This is a genomic window from Lentzea sp. NPDC054927 (assembly GCF_053610285.1).
The window spans coordinates 86,365-102,739 of sequence record NZ_JBSGXZ010000022.1; the positions used below are offsets into that span (position 1 = coordinate 86,365).

The window sequence follows — 16,375 nt, forward strand, 5'->3', positions numbered from 1 at the left end:
CGCGCTCAACGTGATCGCGGTCGGCGGGGCCGTCACCCTGACCGGTGGCAGCGACCTGCTCGCCCCGGCCCACCTCGACCGCCTGGCCGGGATCTACCGTGCGGTGCTGACCGCGATGGCCGCCGACCCGTTCGGCGACGCCACCACGAGCCCGTTGCCCGAACGCGACCGGATCCTCGCCGCAGGCACCGGCGACACCGTCGAACTGCCTCACGCCACCGTGCTCGACCTGATCGAGGCGCAGGTCCTGGCCACCCCGGACGCGATCGCGGTCCGGTTCGGCGCAGAGGTGCTGAGCTACCGCGAGCTGGACCGGCGCGCCAACCGGATCGCCCACCACCTGCTCGGCCTGGGCGCCGGTCCGGAAACCCTGGTCGGGGTCTGCCTGGACCGCGATCTCGACCTGGTGCCCGCGCTGCTCGGCGTGTGGAAGACCGGCGCCGGCTACCTGCCGCTGGATCCGAGCGTGCCCACCGAACGGCTGGCGCTGATGCTCGCCGACACCGGCCACCCGGTGGTGCTCACCGCGCCCCAGCACGCCGACCGCCTCACCGGTGATCTGGTGCTGTTGAGCGAAACCGACCTCAGCGCGCAGCCTGCCACCGCCCCGGCGCGGGTGACCGAGCCGGACAACCTGGCCTACGTCATCTACACGTCAGGCTCCACCGGCCGTCCCAAGGGCGTGATGGCCACCCACCGAGGCCTGCTCAACTATCTGTTGTGGACGGTCGAGGCCTACTCGGCGTGCGGTGGCGGCGGCGCCCCGTTGTTCTCGTCGATCGCTTTCGACCTCGGCATCCCCAACCTGTTCGCCCCGCTGCTGTCCGGCCAGAGCGCCACCCTGCTGCCGCAGGACGTGGACACCGCCGAGCTGGGCGCGCAGCTCGCCGCCACCGCCCCGCACAGCTTCATCAAGCTCACCCCCGGCCATCTGGACCTGCTCACCCACCAGCTCACCGCAGACCAGGCACGTGACCTGGCCGGTCTGGTGATCGCCGCGGGCGACGCCTTCCCCACCAGCCTGGTCCGCCGCTGGCGCGAACTGGCCGGCACCGGCACGCCGCTGGCCACCGAGTACGGCCCGACCGAGATCACCATCGGCAACTCCGGCCAGCGTATCGACGACCTGCCCGGCACCGACCTGATCCCGCTGGGCGAGTCGATCCCCAACTCCGCCATGCACGTCCTGGACGCGCACGGCGAACCCGCCCCGATCGGCGTGCCCGGCGAGGTCTACATCTCCGGCACCGGCCTGGCCCGCGGCTACCTCGGTCAGCCCGCGCTCACCGCCGAACGGTTCCTGCCCGATCCGCACGGCCAGGCGGGCAGCCGCCGTTACCGGACCGGTGACCTCGGCCGCCTGCTCCCGGACGGGAGCCTGGAGTCGCTGGGCCGGATGGACAACCAGGTCAAGATCCGCGGCTACCGGGTCGAGCTGGGCGAGATCCAGGCCGAACTGACCGGCTGGCCGGGAGTCACCGACGCGGTGGTCGCACTGCGCGAGGACACCCTGGTCGCCTACCTGACCGGCGAGCCGGTGGACACCGCCGAGCTGCGCGCCGGACTGGCCGCGCGGCTGCCGGAGTACATGGTGCCGTCGGCCTTCGTACGGCTGGACGCGATCCCGTTGACCGCCAACGGGAAGGTCGACCAGCGGGCGCTGCCCGTCCCGGACCGCGCGGCCCGCACCAGCGCGGACCGGGTGGCCCCGGAGACCGAGCTGGAGCACCGCATCGCCGCGATGTGGGCCGAGGTGCTGGACCTGGGCGAGGTCGGCGTGACCGACAGCTTCTTCGACCTGGGCGGCGACTCCATGCGCGCCGTCCGCCTCGCCGGCGCGCTCCGCGAGCAGGGCCTGGACCTGGGCATCCGGGAGATCTACCAGCTCCGCACGGTCCGCGCCCTGGCCGGGCACGCCGCCGAGCAGGCCCCGGTCGCCCCCTTCCGCACCGCGGCGCCGTTCTCCATGATCAGCGCGGCCGACCGGGCACTGCTGCCCGCGGACGTGGTGGACGCCTACCCGCTGTCCCAGGTGCAGACCGGCATGCTGGTCGAGGCTTTGTCCTCTGTGGACGGAGCTGCCTACCACAACATCAACTCCTTCCGCGTGCCCGACGAGCAGCCGTTCGCCGAGGACGCGCTGCGGGAGGCCGCACGAGTGGTGGCCGTCAGGCACGAGATCCTGCGCACCTCCATGCACCTGGAGGGCTACTCCCAGCCTCTCCAACTGGTGCACGCCGAGGGCGCGCTTCCGTTGCTGGTGCACGACATGCGTCACCTGGACGCCGAGGCACAGCGCACCGCCGCGCTTACCTATCTGGCCGAGGAGAAGCGGCGGCTGTTCGACCTGACCACGGCACCGCTGATGCGGCTGACCGTGCACCTGGAGTCGGATTCGGCCTGGCGGCTGACCTTCACCAGCAACCACGCCACCACCGAGGGCTGGAGCTACCACTCGCTGCTGGTGGAACTGCTGGAGCTCTACCGGTGCCTGCGCGACGGCCTGGACCTGCCGGAGTTCAGCCACCCCGAGGTCCGCTTCGCCGACTTCATCGCCGCCGAACTGGCCTCACTGGCCGATCCGGCGGACACCGGGTTCTGGCGTGAGGTCGTCACCGAACACGAGCCGTTCACCCTGCCCGCCGCCTGGGCCGACTCCGGCCCGCGCACACCGGTGCGGGCCCAGGCACCGTTCTCCGACCTGGAACCCGGCCTGCGCGCCCTCGCCGGCGCGGCCGGCGCCTCGTTCAACAGCGTGCTGCTGGCCGCGCACCTGAAGACGATGAGCCTGCTCACCAGCGAACCGGCCTTCCACACCGGCCTGGTGGTGCACGGCCGGATCGAGGCTCCCGGCGGCGAACGCGTGCTGGGCATGCACCTCAACACGGTGCCGTTGCCGCACAAGCGCACCGCTCGCACCTGGTTGGAACTCGTCGAGCAGACCTTCGCCACCGAGACGGCCCTGTGGTCGCACCGCCGCCACCCGCTGCCGGCGATCCAGCGCGCCGCGGGTGCCGACCGGCTGATCAGCGTGCTGTTCGAGTACCTGGACTTCCACCAGGTGGACACCGGGCTGGTCGACCACGGCGGCGAGTTCCACAGCTCCCCCAACGAGTTCGCGCTGGACATCACCGCCACCGGCGGGCACGTCATCCTCAACGCTGGCTCCGACGTGATCAGCCAGGCCAACGCCGACCGGCTCGCCGAGCTGTACCGAGCCGTGCTGGCCGCGATGGTGGCCGATCCTCAGGGCGACGCCACCGCCGCCCTGCTGCCCGCAGGTGAGGGCGATCTCCTGCTGCACCAGTGGAACGGCCCTACTGGCGACCTGCCCACCGCGTGCCTGCACGAGGTGTTCGAGCAGCGAGCGGCGGAAACTCCGGATGCCGTCGCGGTCACCGCGGGCGGCGCCCAGCTGACCTACGCCGAGCTGGACGCCCGCGCCAACCAACTCGCCCACCACCTGCGCGAACTGGGTGCGGGACCGGAGCAGATCGTCGGAATCTGCCTGGACCGCGGCCCCGACCTGGTGCCCACGCTGCTGGCCATCCTCAAAGCGGGCGCCGCCTACCTGCCGCTGGACCCGGTCAACCCGCCGGAGCGCCTCGCCCTGCTGCTGGCCGACACGGCCGCCTCCCTGGTGGTCACCGACGCCCAACACGCCGAGCTGATCCACGGCGTCCACAGCGGACGAACGGTGGTGCTGGACGAGGAACGCTCGGCCATCGCCGCCCGGCCGGCGCACGACACCGGCGTCCCCGCCGACCCGGACCGGCTGGCCTACGTGATCTACACGTCCGGATCCACCGGCACGCCGAAGGGCGTGAGCCTGAGCCACGCCGCCGTGCTGGCCCTGTTCCACCGCAACCGCGACTTCTTCGAGTTCACCGCCGCGGACGTGTGGGCGCTGTTCCACTCCTACGCCTTCGATGTCTCGGTCTGGGAGATGTGGGGCGCGCTGCTGCACGGCGCCCGGCTCGTCGTGGTGCCCACGGACACCGCCCGTTCTCCAGAGGACCTGGTGGAACTGCTGGTGGCGGAACAGGTCACCGTGCTCGAGCAGACCGCGATGACCCTGCGCGCACTCACCGCGCTGGCCGCCGAGGGCGACCCGCGGCTGGGCGAGTTGTCGTTGCGACTGCTCACCTTCGGCGGCGAGAAGCTGGACGCCGCCGAACTGCGGCCGTGGGCCGACCGGCTGGGCCTGGACCGGCCCGCGCTGGTCAACACCTACGGCATCACCGAAACCGCGATCACCTCGACCTACCACCGCATCACCGAGACCGACCTCGGTTCGGCAGGCAGCCCGATCGGCCTGCCGCTGCACGGACAGCAGTTGCACCTGCTGGACGCGCACGGCGGCCTGGTGCCGGTCGGCACGCCGGGTGAGATCAACGTCGGCGGCATCGGCCTGGCCCGCGGCTACCTGAACCGCCCGGCGCTGACCGCGGAGCGGTTCGTCCCGGACCCGTTCGGCCCGCCCGGTTCCCGGCTCTACCGCAGCGGCGACCTGGCCGTGCGCCGGGCGGACGGGGTGCTCGACTTCCTCGGCCGCGCGGACAACCAGGTCAAGATCCGCGGCTACCGCGTGGAACTGGGCGAGGTCCAGGCCGCGCTCACCGCGCTGCCCGGCGTCCGGACCGCCGCGGTGATCGTCCGCGACGACCAGCTGGTGGCCTACCTGGTCGGCACTGACCTCGACCTCGTCGCGCTGCGGGACCAGCTGGCCGCACGACTGCCGGAGTACCTGGTGCCCTCGGCCTTCGTGCTGCTGGACCGGCTGCCGTTGACCCCCAACGGCAAGCTCGACCAGCGCGCCCTGCCCGCCCCGGACCGCACCGCCTTCGCCGGCGCCGGTGGTCCGGCCCCGCGCACCCCGGCCGAAGCACGCATGGCCGCGGTGTGGGCGGAGGTGCTGGAGGTCGACGGCATCGGGATCGAGGACAGCTTCTTCGACCTCGGCGGCGACTCGATCCGGGTGGTCAGCCTGGTCGGCGCCCTGCGCGCGGCCGGGTTCGGCGTGACCGTGCGGGACGTCTTCACCCACCGCACCATCGCCGCGCTGGCCGCGCAGGAGTCGGGCAGCGTGACCGAGTTCGCGCCGGTGGCTCCGTTCGCGCTGCTCACCGACGCCGAACGCGCCGCACTGCCCGCCGGTCTCGCCGACGCCTACCCGCTGTCCCAGGTGCAGACCGGGATGCTGGTGGAGATGCTGTCCGGCGACGGAAGCACCTACCACAACGTCAACTCCTTCCGGCTGCCCGACGACCAGCCCTTCGACGAGACCGCCTTCCGCGCCGCGGTGGACCGGCTCACCCAGCGGCACGACCTGCTGCGCACCTCCCTGCACCTGGACGGTTTCGACCGTCCGCTGCAGCTGGTGCACGCCACCGCCGAGGTCCCGCTCGTCGTCCACGACCTGCGCGAACTGGACGAGGACGCACAAGCGTTGACCGGCCAGGAGTTCCTGGCCGCTGAGCGGAACACCCCGGTCCCGGTCGAGGTCGCTCCCGCACTGCGGGTCGCCGTGCACCTGGAGTCGGATCGGGCCTGGCGGCTCACCGTCACCGAGACGCACGCCACCACCGACGGCTGGAGTCTGAACACGCTGCTGATGGAGCTCCTGCACCTCTACCGCAGCCTGCGCGACGGCCGATCCGCCACTGCCGAACCGGCCAGCGCGGTGCGGTACGCGGACTTCATCGCCGCCGAACTGTCCTCTCTGGACAGAGCAGAGGACGTCGGGTTCTGGCAGCAAGTGGTCACCAGCCACACCCCGTTCGCCCTGCCCGCCGCCTGGGCCGACGCCCAGGCGGCGGCAGGCGGCTACCACGTGTCCGTGCCGTTCGCCGACCTCGCGGAGGATCTGAGGGCGCTGGCCCGCCAATCGCGGACCTCGCTGAAGAGCGTGTTGCTGGCCGCTCATCTGAAGGTGCTCGGCACCCTCACCCCCGAACCGGCGTTCCACAGCGGACTCGTGCTGCACGGCCGCATGGAGGTTCCCGGCGGTGAACGGGTGCTGGGCATGCACCTCAACACCGTCCCGCTGCCGCACGACCGCTCGGCCCGCAGCTGGCGGGAGTTGGTGGCACAGGCCTACTCCGCAGAGGCCGCGGTGTGGTCGCATCGGCGGCACCCGCTGCCCGCGATCCAGCGTCTGGCCGAGGCGGACCGGTTGCTCGCGGTGCTGTTCGACTACCAGGACTTCCACCAGGTGGATACCGGTCTGGTCGACACCGCGGCGGCGGTGGGCACCGGCACCAACGAGTTCGCGCTCAACGTCACCGCGAGCCCGGAACGGATCGTGCTGGCCACGTCGGCCAAGCACCTGTCCCGCCCCGCCGCCGACCGCCTGGCCGCGCTCTACCGCGCGGTGCTGGAAGCCATGGCCGCCGACGCGGATCTCGTGCTCCCGGCCCCGCAGCGCGAGCTGATCACCGGCACCGGCATCGGGTCCACTGTGGACTGGCAGACGGGAACGGTGCTGGAGCTCTTCGCCGCCGCCGTCGCCGCGACCCCGCAAGCGACTGCCGTGATCTCCGGCGAGGTCAGCCTGACCTTCCGCGAACTCGACCAGCGAGCCAACCGGTTCGCTCACCACCTGCTCGAGTTGGGCGCCGGTCCGGACGCGCCGGTGGGTGTGCTGCTCGACCGCGGGCCGGCCCTGGTGCCGGTGCTGCTCGGCATCCTCAAGGCCGGTGCCGCCTACCTGCCGCTGGACCCCGGCACGCCCGTGGACCGCCTGCGCTACCAGCTCGCCGACGCCGCGGCGCCGATCCTGGTGACCGAGACCGGCGTCGCGGGATACGCGGGCACGGTGGTGCGCCCGGAGGAGATCCCGGACGGCCCGACCATCGCGCCGGAGGTCTCGGTGTCCCCGGCCGACCTGGCCTACGTCATCTACACCTCCGGTTCCACCGGCCGTCCCAAGGGCGTCATGGTCGAGCACGGCGGCCTGGTCAACTACCTGCGCTGGTCGGCCGACGCCTACACCTCGCGTGCCACCGGCGGGGCGCCGCTGTTCTCCTCGATCGCCTTCGACCTGCCCGCCACCAACCTGTTCCTGCCGCTGATCACCGGCCAGCCGGTGCACCTGATCGACGCGGAGCCGGCCGAACTCGGTGAGGCCTTCGCCGCCGCCGGTCCGTTCAGCTTCGTCAAGCTCACCCCGGCGCACCTGGACCTGCTGTCCCACCAGCTGTCCGGCACCCAGCTCAGCGAACTGGCCGGGACCTACGTAGTCGGCGGCGAGGCGCTGCCCCCGGCGACCGCGGCCCACTGGCTGGACGTCCTCGGCCCGGACCGGCTGCTCAACGAGTTCGGCCCCACCGAGGCGACCATCGCCAACGTGGTCCACCCGATCGCGGACACCCACGAGGGCACCGTCCCCATCGGGCGCCCGATCCCGAACACCTCGGCGCTCGTCCTGGACGGCAGTGGCGACCTGGTTCCCGTTGGGGCGCTGGGTGAACTGCACATCGGCGGTGTCGGTGTGGCGCGCGGCTACCTCAACCAGCCCGCGCTCACCGCGGAGCGGTTCGTGCCCGACCCCCTGGGGAGGCCCGGATCCCGGCGCTATCGGACCGGCGACCTGGCCTACCTGCACGAGGACGGCACGCTCGACTTCCTGGGCCGACTGGACTCCCAGGTCAAGATCCGCGGTTACCGGGTCGAGCTCGGCGAGGTGCGGACAGCACTGGCCAAGCTGGTCAGGGAGGCGTTCGTGCTCGCCCGCGACGGCGCGCTCATCGCCTACGTGGTGGCCGACGGCGAGTCTGGCGACCTGCGCGCCGAACTGGCGAAGTCGTTGCCCGACTACATGGTGCCCGCCGCGATCGTGCGGCTGGCCGAACTCCCGTTGACCCCCAACGGAAAGGTCGACCAGCGCGCACTGCCGGCTCCTGACCACCGGCTCACCGGGCAGGTCGCGCCGCGCAACCCGGCCGAGCAGCGAATCGCCGCGATCTGGTGCGAGGTGCTCGGCCTGACCAGGGTCGGCGTGCACGACAGCTTCTTCGAGCTGGGCGGGGACTCCATCCGCGCGGTCCGGCTGTCCGCAGCACTGCGCGCGGCCGGGCTCGACATCGGCATCCGCGAGCTCTACCGGCATCGCAGCATCGCCGAACTGGCAGAGCACACCGGTGGCCGACCCGCCGCGGAGTTCGTCCCGGTGGCGCCGTTCGCGCTGCTCGACCCGGCGGACCGGGCCGCGCTGCCCGCCGACGTGGTGGACGCCTACCCGCTGTCCCAGGTGCAGACCGGCATGGTGGTGGAGAGCCTGGCCGCGCCGGAGCAGGCCCGCTACCACAACGTCGGCAGCTTCCGGATCCCCGACACCGACCCCTTCGACGCCACCGCTTTCCGCGCCGCGCTCGACCTGGTCACCGCCCGGCACGAGGTGCTGCGGACGTCGGTGCGACTGACCGGGTACCGCGGTCCGGTACAGCTGGTGCACAACGGGGTCAGCGTGCCGTTGACAGTGCACGACCTGCGCGGACTGGACGTGGACGAGCAGCGTCAGGCCGCCACCGAGTTCCTGTTGGCGGAGAACCGGGCTGTGTTCGACCTGGAACGCCCGCCGCTGGTCCGGCTGGCCGTGCACCTGGAGTCGGATTCCGCCTGGCGACTGACCTTCACCCACCACCACGCGGTGACCGACGGCTGGACGGTGACCACGCTGCTCATGGAGCTGCTGTCCGCCTATCGCGGCACCGAACCGCTGCCCGCGCCGGGCGTGCGGTACGCGGACTTCATCGCCGCCGAACTGTCCTCTCTGGACAGTGCCGTGGACCGCGGCCACTGGGAGCAGGTGGTCGGTGAGCACGTCCCGTTCACCCTTCCCGAGGCCTGGGCCGGAACCGGTGACGAGCCGTACTCGGTGCGGGTGCCGTTCGGCGACCTGACCGAGGGGCTGCGCGATCTGGCCCGTGCCGCCAGGACCTCGCTGAAGTCCGTGCTGCTGGCCGCACACCTGCAGGTGCTGGCCACGATCAGCCCGGAACCGCGTTTCCACAGCGGTCTGGTGCTGCACGGCCGCCTGGAAGCACCCGGTGGCGAGCAGGTGCTGGGCATGCACCTCAACACCCTGCCGCTGCCGCACGACCGTTCCGCCCGCAGCTGGCTCGACCTGGTGCGGCAGACGTTCGACGGCGAGGCGGAGATCTGGGCACACCGCCGGTTCCCCATGCCGGAGATCCAGCGCGCGGCCGAGGCCGAGCGGCTGATCACCGTGCTGTTCGACTACCTGGACTTCCACCAGGTCGACGAGCAGAGCGTGGACACCGCCGCCGGGCTCGGCTCCGGCGTGAACGACTTCGCGCTGAACGTGCTGGCCAGCGGCGAGGATCTGGTGCTCGGCACGTCGACCGCCGCACTCAGCAAGGAGGCCGCCGGACGGCTCGCCGAGCTGTACCGGTTGGTGCTGACGGCCATGGTCGCCGACCCGCACGGCCCGGTGCGCACGGTCCTGCCTGCCGAACCCCTGCTCGCTCTGGGCACCGGGTCCGCCGCAGACCGTCCACAAAAGACAGTGGTCGACCTGATCGCCGAACAGGCCGCCGCCACCCCGGACGCGGTGGCGGTGACCAGCGGTGAAGACCAGCTCACCTATCGCGAGCTGCTGGCCAGGGCCAACCGGATCGCCCACCGGCTCCAGCAGCTCGGTGCGGGACCGGAGTCCCTGGTCGGCGTGCTGCTGCGGCGCGGCCCTGACCTGCTGCCCGCTCTCCTCGGCGTCTGGCAGGCAGGAGCGGCCTACCTGCCGCTGGACGAGGCGATGCCGACCGAGCGGATCGCGGTGCTGCTGGGCGACACCGGAACCACGGTGCTGCTCACCGAAACCGCGCTGCACGACCGGATTCCGGCTGAGTACCAGGGCGTGCGGGTGGACCTGGACACCGAGCCGCTGACCGAGCTGCCGGACACCGCGCCCACGCGGCGGATCGAGAGCGACCAGCTCGCTTACGTCATCCACACCTCCGGCTCGACCGGCCGTCCCAAGGGTGTGATGGCCACCCACGGCAGTCTCCTGAACTACCTGCTGTGGACCACCGAGTCGTACGCGGCGCGGGGCTCCGGCGGTTCGGCGGTGTTCTCCCCGATCTCCTTCGACCTCGGCATCCCGAACCTGTTCACGCCGCTGCTCACCGGTCAGACCACGCACCTGCTGCCCGCCGGCCTCGACACCGCCGAGCTCGGCAGCGCACTGGCCGCGCGGGGGCCGTACAGCTTCGTGAAGCTGACCCCGGCACACCTGGACCTGCTGACTCACCAGCTCACCCCGCAGCAGGCCCACGACCTGGCCGGACTGGTGATCGCCGCCGGCGACGCCTTCCCGCTGAGCCTGGTGCGGCGCTGGCGCGAGCTGGCCGGCACCGGCACACCGCTGGCCACCGAGTACGGCCCGACCGAGATCACCATCGGCAACTCCGGCCAGCCGGTCGACGCGTTGACCAGCGAACTGCTGCCGTTGGGCGAGTCGATCCCGAACACCGCCATGCACGTGCTGGACGCGCACGGCGATCTGCTGCCGATCGAGGTGCCCGGCGAGGTCTACATCTCCGGCGCCGGACTGGCCCGCGGTTACCTCGGTCAGCCCGCGCTCACCGCCGAAAGGTTCCTCCCGAACCCTTACGGCGCACCGGGATCGCGGATCTACCGTTCCGGCGACCTCGGCCGGCGACTGCCCGACGGGAGCCTGGACACGCTGGGGCGCCAGGACGACCAGGTCAAGATCCGCGGCTACCGGGTGGAACTGGGCGAGATCCGGTCCCGGCTGCTGGAGTACCCGGAGGTCCGCGAGGCCGTGGTGCTGGCCCGGAACAACACGCTGGTGGCCTATCTCGTCACCACGTCCGGTGCCGCACCCGATGCGGTCAAGGTGCGCGAGCACCTGGCCGGTGGGCTGCCCGAGTACATGGTTCCCTCGGCGATCCTGACCGTGGACCGGATCCCGTTGACCGCCAACGGAAAGGTCGACCACCGCGCGCTGCCCGCTCCGGACCGCGCCGCCTTCGCTGACATCGCACCGGAGCCGCCGCGCACCCCGGCCGAGCAACGGGTGGCCGAGCTGTGGCGGGAAGTGCTGGGGATCGAGCAGATCGGCGTGCAGGACAACTTCTTCGCCCTGGGCGGGGATTCCCTGCGCGCGGCCCGGTTGCTCGCCCTGGCACAGCAACGCGGTCTGCCGTTGTCGATGTGGATGATCTACCAGTCCGGCACGCTCGCCGAACTGGCGTCGCTGGCCGAACCCCAGCTACCGCAGGACTCAGGCGTGGACCTCCTCGAGGTGCCGCTGCCCGCACCGGTGGATCCGGAGCTGTTCGACCAGGCCGTGCAGGCGGTGATCACCCACCACGAGGCTCTGCGGCTGCCGGCCGACGGTCCGGTGTTGCAGGCCGAACCCGGCAACGTGGTGCGGGTGCGCCGGTTCGCCGTGGACCGGGCTTCCTGGCCGGTGCTGCGCGCCGACCTGGCCACCGCGTACCGGCAGCTGTCGGACGGAGAGTCCGTTCAGCTGCCCGCGGCGGGATCGCCGCACGCGGTCCTGCGGCGGCAGGCGGAACGCGCGGCCCAGCCGGAACTTCTGGACGAGGCGCACCACTGGCTCGGCCGGGTCGACGGCCCGCCGCTGCCGATCACCCCCGGTCCGGCGCAAACGCACGTCACCACGCTGGACGAGCCGTTCACCGGTCGGCCGGATCTGCTGCTCGCCGCACTGGCCGGCCCAATCACCGCCTGGACCGGCGGCGACCGGCTGACCGTGGACGTCGTGCACGACCCGCGGAACGGCGAACGACTGGTCGGCCCGTTGCTGACCAGCCGGCCGGTTCCGCTGTGGCTGCCCCGGCGACGGGACCCGGTCGCGGTGTTGCGCGCGGTGCGCCGTCAGCTGGCCGCGGAGCCGAGCCCGGACGGCTACGGCCTGCTCCGGAACCACCCGGACGTCGCCGACCAGCTGACCGCACAGCGCGCACCCCAGGTCGCGGTCGGCCACGACGGCGCGCCGCTGTCGGTCGAGTTCGACGTCCACAGTGGACAGCTGCGGTGGACGTTCCGGGCGAACGAGATCGAACGGCTGCGCGAGCTGGCCGCCGAATGCACCGACCTGCTCGCGACGTTGCTGCGCGACACCAACACCACCGGAGAAGAGGGATCCCGTTGACGCCGCTCGTTCCTGAGCTGATAGCGAGCCAGGCCGCCGCGCGACCGGACGAGATCGCGGTGCGCACCGGCGAAGTGCGCCTGCGCCACCGCGACCTGACCGAACGGGCGCAGCAGATCGCCCGCCACCTGCGCCGGCTCGGCGCGGAGGCGGACATCCCGGTCGCGGTCTGCCTGCGTCGAGGCCCCGACCTGCTGCCCGCGCTGCTCGGCGTGTGGCTGGCCGGCACCGCCTACCTGCCGCTGGACGCGAACCTGCCGCCCGCGCGGCTGGCGCACATGCTCAGCGACAGCGGCGCGCGGATCCTGCTGACCCACGACGAGCTGGCCCCGCGGATCCCGGAGTCCTTCACGGGGCACGTGGTGCGGATGGACGCGGTCGAACTCTCCGGCGAGCCCACGCCGTTGCCCGAACTGAGCCCCGACCAGCTGGCCTACGTCATCTACACCTCGGGTTCCACCGGCAAACCCAAGGGCGTCATGGTCAGCCACGGCGCGCTGGCCAACCTGATCGACTCGATGGGCGCCGACGTCGGCGCGGGCGGCGGCCGCTGGCTGGCCTCGACCTCGGTGTCCTTCGACATCTCCGCGGTCGAGCTGTACCTGCCGCTGACCAGTGGCGGCGAGCTGGCCCTGGCCACCGATGCCGAGGCCAAGGACCCCGTGGCGCTGCTCGAACTGATCCGGGCGCACGCGCTGACCCATGTGCAGGCCACCCCGTCCGGCTGGCGGCTGCTGCTGGCCGCCGGGTTCGACGAGCCAGGAGCGATCGGCCTGGTCGGCGGCGAAGCACTGCCGGTCCCACTGGCAACGCAGCTGCACGCACGGCTCAAGTTCCTGTCCAATGTGTATGGTCCGACCGAGACCACGGTCTGGTCCGCGCACTGGCCGGTGCCACCGCAGACCGAACGGATCTCCCTCGGCGAACCACTGGCCAACACCAGCCTGCACGTGCTCGACGACAGCGGGGCCGACGTGCCCGCGGGCGAGACCGGCGAGCTGTGCATCGGCGGCCACGGCCTGGCCCGCGGCTACCTCGGCCGTCCCGCGCTGACCGCCGAACGTTTCGTGCCCGACCCCGACGGCGAACCCGGAGCCCGGCGTTACCGCACCGGCGACCTGGTCCGGCACACCGCGCACGGCCTGGAGTTCCTGGGCCGCGCGGACACCCAGGTCAAGATCCGCGGCCACCGGATCGAGCTCGGCGAGATCGAGGCCCGGCTGCGGGAACACCCCGACCTGGCCGACGCGGTGGCCGCGGTCCGTGAACCCGAACCCGGCGACCAGCGCCTGATCGGCTACCTGGTGCCCGCACCCGGCCGCCGCCCCGACGTGGCCGCGATCCGCGCGCATCTGTCCGCAGCGTTGCCGGACTACATGGTGCCCGGCACGTTCGTGGCCATCGCCAGGATTCCCTTGAACACCAGCGGGAAACTCGACCGCTCCGCCCTGCCCGATCCGCGCACAGCCCGCCGAGGAGCTGCTCGATGAGCACCCCGACCGACTCCGAGACCACCACCGAACCCGTGCCGCTGCGCAAGAACCGGGACTTCATCCGGCTCTGGTTCGGCGCCGGCATGTCCCACTTCGCCGCCACCGTCGGCATGGTGGCCTTCCCGCTGCTCGCCCTGTGGGAGACCGGATCAGCGGTGCTGACCGGCTGGGTGGCCTTCGCCGGCCAGCTGGCGACCCTGCTCATCCAGCTGCCCGCCGGCGCCCTGGTCGACCGGTGGGACCGGCGCAAGCTGATGCTGACCTGCGACATCATGGGTGCGTTCGCCATCGCCAGTGTGGCCGTGGCGGTGTACTTCGACTCGATCTGGATCCCGCACCTGATGGTGGCCGCGTTCCTCGAGTCCACCCGCGGCATCTTCTACGACCTGGCCGAACGCGCCGCCGTGCGCAACGTGGTCACCAAGGAGCAGCTGCCCACCGCGCTGTCCCAGAACGAGGCGCGCGGTTCGGCCATCGGCCTGATCGGTCAGCCCATCGGCAGCGCGTTGTTCACCCTGACCCGCTGGATGCCCTTCGCCTTCTCCGCCATCGCGGACCTGGTCGCGGTGGTGTGCGTGATCTTCATCCGCCGCGAGTTCCGCACCGAGCAGACCCAGCCCAGGCGCAGGCTGCACGTGGAGATCGGCGAGGGCATCCGCTGGGCCTGGCAGGAGAAGTTCGCCAGGGTCCTCATCGGACTGTTCGCCGGCAGCAACTTCGTCTTCCAGATCGTGTTCCTGACCGTGCTGCTGATCATCCACGGCAACAACAACTCTCCCGCACTGGTCGGCGTGATCACCGCCGTCGGCGGGATCGGAGGGTTCGCCGGCGCCCTGCTCGCGCCCTGGTGGATCCGCCGGGTGAGCATGCGCACCACCTGGATCATCGGCTACGGCACCTGGACCCTGCTCATCCCCGCGATCGCCTTCGTCCGCGACCCCGTGCTGCTGGCCGCGATCTTCGCCGGCAACTCGCTGGTGGGCGGGGTGCTCAACGTGGCGGGCTGGACCTTCCAGGTGCAGAACACGCCGGAACACCTGCAGGGCCGGGTGAACGGCGCCGCCAGGTTCCTCTGCTCGGGTGCGAACGCGGCGGCGGGCCCGATCGGCGGCTACCTGCTCGACCACGCCGGGGTCGGCTGGACCGGCTCGCTGCTCGGCGTCATGGTGCTGATGCTGACGATCACGGCGGCGAGCAGCCGGGCGATGCGCGGCGCCCCGCCGAAGGTCGACATCAGCGGAACGGCCGGATCATGACCGCGACAGCGCAGCCGGTCGTCCTCGGCACACCTCTCGCCCGCCGTCCGCTGGCACTCCTCGCCACCGCGGTCTTCCTGCTGTTCCTCATCACCAGCGCGGGTTTCGGCTACACCGACGACGAGCTGTACTTCCTCAGCGCGGGCCGGCACCTCGACTGGGGCTACGCCGACCAGCCTCCGCTCATCCCGCTGCTGGCCCACCTCGCCGACACCATCGCCCCGCACTCGCTGATCGTGCTGCGGCTACCGTCCACCCTCGCGGTCACCGCGGGCGTGCTGGTCACCGCACTGATCGCCCGCGAGTTCGGCGGCGGTACCAGGGCGCAGCTGGTCGCCGCTGCCTCCTACGCGATCTCTCCATTGATCGTCGCCGACGGCCACCACCTGAACACCACCTCGCTCGACTGGGCACTGTGGACGGTCGCGCTCTGGTTGCTGGCCCGCTGGAACCGCACCCGCGACGACCGCCTGTTGCTGGCCATCGGTGCCGTCACGGCGGTGGCCCTGCAGGCCAAGTTCCTCATCTTGTTCCTGTGGCTGGCGGTGCTGATCGGTGTGCTGATCTCCGGACCACGGGAGCTGTTGCGCCGCCCGATGTTGTGGGCGGGCGCCGGGATCGCGCTGCTGTCGGTGCTGCCCGGCCTGTGGTGGCAGGCCCACCACGGCTGGCCGCAGCTGGAGATGGGCGCGGTGCTGGCCCAGGAGGCGGGCGGACGTGGCGGCAGGGTCGGTTTCCTGGCGTTCGTGATCGTCTACGCGGGGCTGGTCGGCGGAGTCCTGTTCGTGCTCGGACTGATCCGGTTGTTCCAGGGGCCGCACCGCTATCTCGGCTGGACCGCCGTGGTGCTGATCGCCGGACTGCTCGCGCTCGGCCAGCAGCCCTACTACGTGGCCGGGATCTTCCCGGTCTGCTGGGCGGCCGCCGCCGTGAGCCCGAGATGGCGCTGGACCACCACGGCACCGGCGTTCGCGGTGTCCGCGCTGCTGATCATCCGCGGTCTGCTGCCGTTCCCGCCGACCGGACCGGCGCCCGACACCTACTTGATGAACAACGTCAGCGACGACTTCCCCGCGGTCGTGCCTGCCGTCACCGACGTGTACACCCGGCTCTCACCGTCCGAAAAGGACGGTCTGGTGCTGATGGCGGGATCGTCCGGGTACGCCGGGGCGCTGGAGCAGTTCGGCCAGGACCTCCCGCCGGTGTACTGCTACCTCCGAGGGTCCTGGTACTTCGGCGCGCCGGCGGACGGCACCCGGCAGGTGCTGTACGTGGGCGAGGTGCCCGACTTCCTGCGGGCGGAGTTCGGACAGGTGCGCGAGCTCGGCGTGTACACCGATCCGCTCGGGCTGATCAAGCACCCCAAGCACGCCACCCAGCCGTTGTCGCTGCTCAGCGCCCCGGTTCGGCCGTGGAACGAGCTGTGGCCGCGACTGCGGCAGCTCGAGCAGGTCGGGTTCTGA

At 71.8% G+C, this 16,375-nt stretch carries 4 protein-coding genes (1 of these 4 cut by a window edge); all 4 read left to right on the forward strand.

Features of this window, described 5'->3' with window-relative positions; all coding sequences use genetic code 11:
- Tightly spaced (each overlapping or abutting the next), the 4 genes in view from ACWGE0_RS26390 to ACWGE0_RS26405 form a layout consistent with a single transcriptional unit that may run on beyond the window.
- Nucleotides 1–12,163: the 3' portion of a non-ribosomal peptide synthase/polyketide synthase gene (locus ACWGE0_RS26390; RefSeq protein ID WP_452263574.1), read on the forward strand. 10,712 nt of this gene lie to the left of the window's left edge; only the last 12,163 of its 22,875 coding nucleotides appear in the window; its start codon lies beyond the left edge, outside the window; the stop codon is at nucleotides 12,161–12,163.
- Nucleotides 12,160–13,653, forward strand: a complete 1,494-nt coding sequence (locus ACWGE0_RS26395) for an amino acid adenylation domain-containing protein (protein ID WP_452263575.1) — start codon at nucleotides 12,160–12,162, stop codon at nucleotides 13,651–13,653. The genes ACWGE0_RS26390 and ACWGE0_RS26395 overlap by 4 nt, the downstream gene beginning before the upstream one ends.
- Nucleotides 13,650–14,912, forward strand: coding sequence for an MFS transporter (locus tag ACWGE0_RS26400; RefSeq protein ID WP_452263576.1), 1,263 nt, complete (start codon nucleotides 13,650–13,652; stop codon nucleotides 14,910–14,912). The genes ACWGE0_RS26395 and ACWGE0_RS26400 overlap by 4 nt, the downstream gene beginning before the upstream one ends.
- Nucleotides 14,909–16,375, forward strand: coding sequence for an ArnT family glycosyltransferase (locus ACWGE0_RS26405; protein ID WP_452263577.1), 1,467 nt, complete (start codon nucleotides 14,909–14,911; stop codon nucleotides 16,373–16,375). Before ACWGE0_RS26400 ends, ACWGE0_RS26405 begins: the two co-directional genes overlap by 4 nt.

Bases quoted from the DNA above. Each gene is read 5' to 3' on its own strand.
- ACWGE0_RS26405 (WP_452263577.1), top strand. From the start codon at position 14,909: ATGACCGCGACAGCGCAGCCGGTCGTCCTCGGCACACCTCTCGCCCGC.
- ACWGE0_RS26400 (WP_452263576.1), top strand. From the start codon at position 13,650: ATGAGCACCCCGACCGACTCCGAGACCACCACCGAACCCGTGCCGCTG.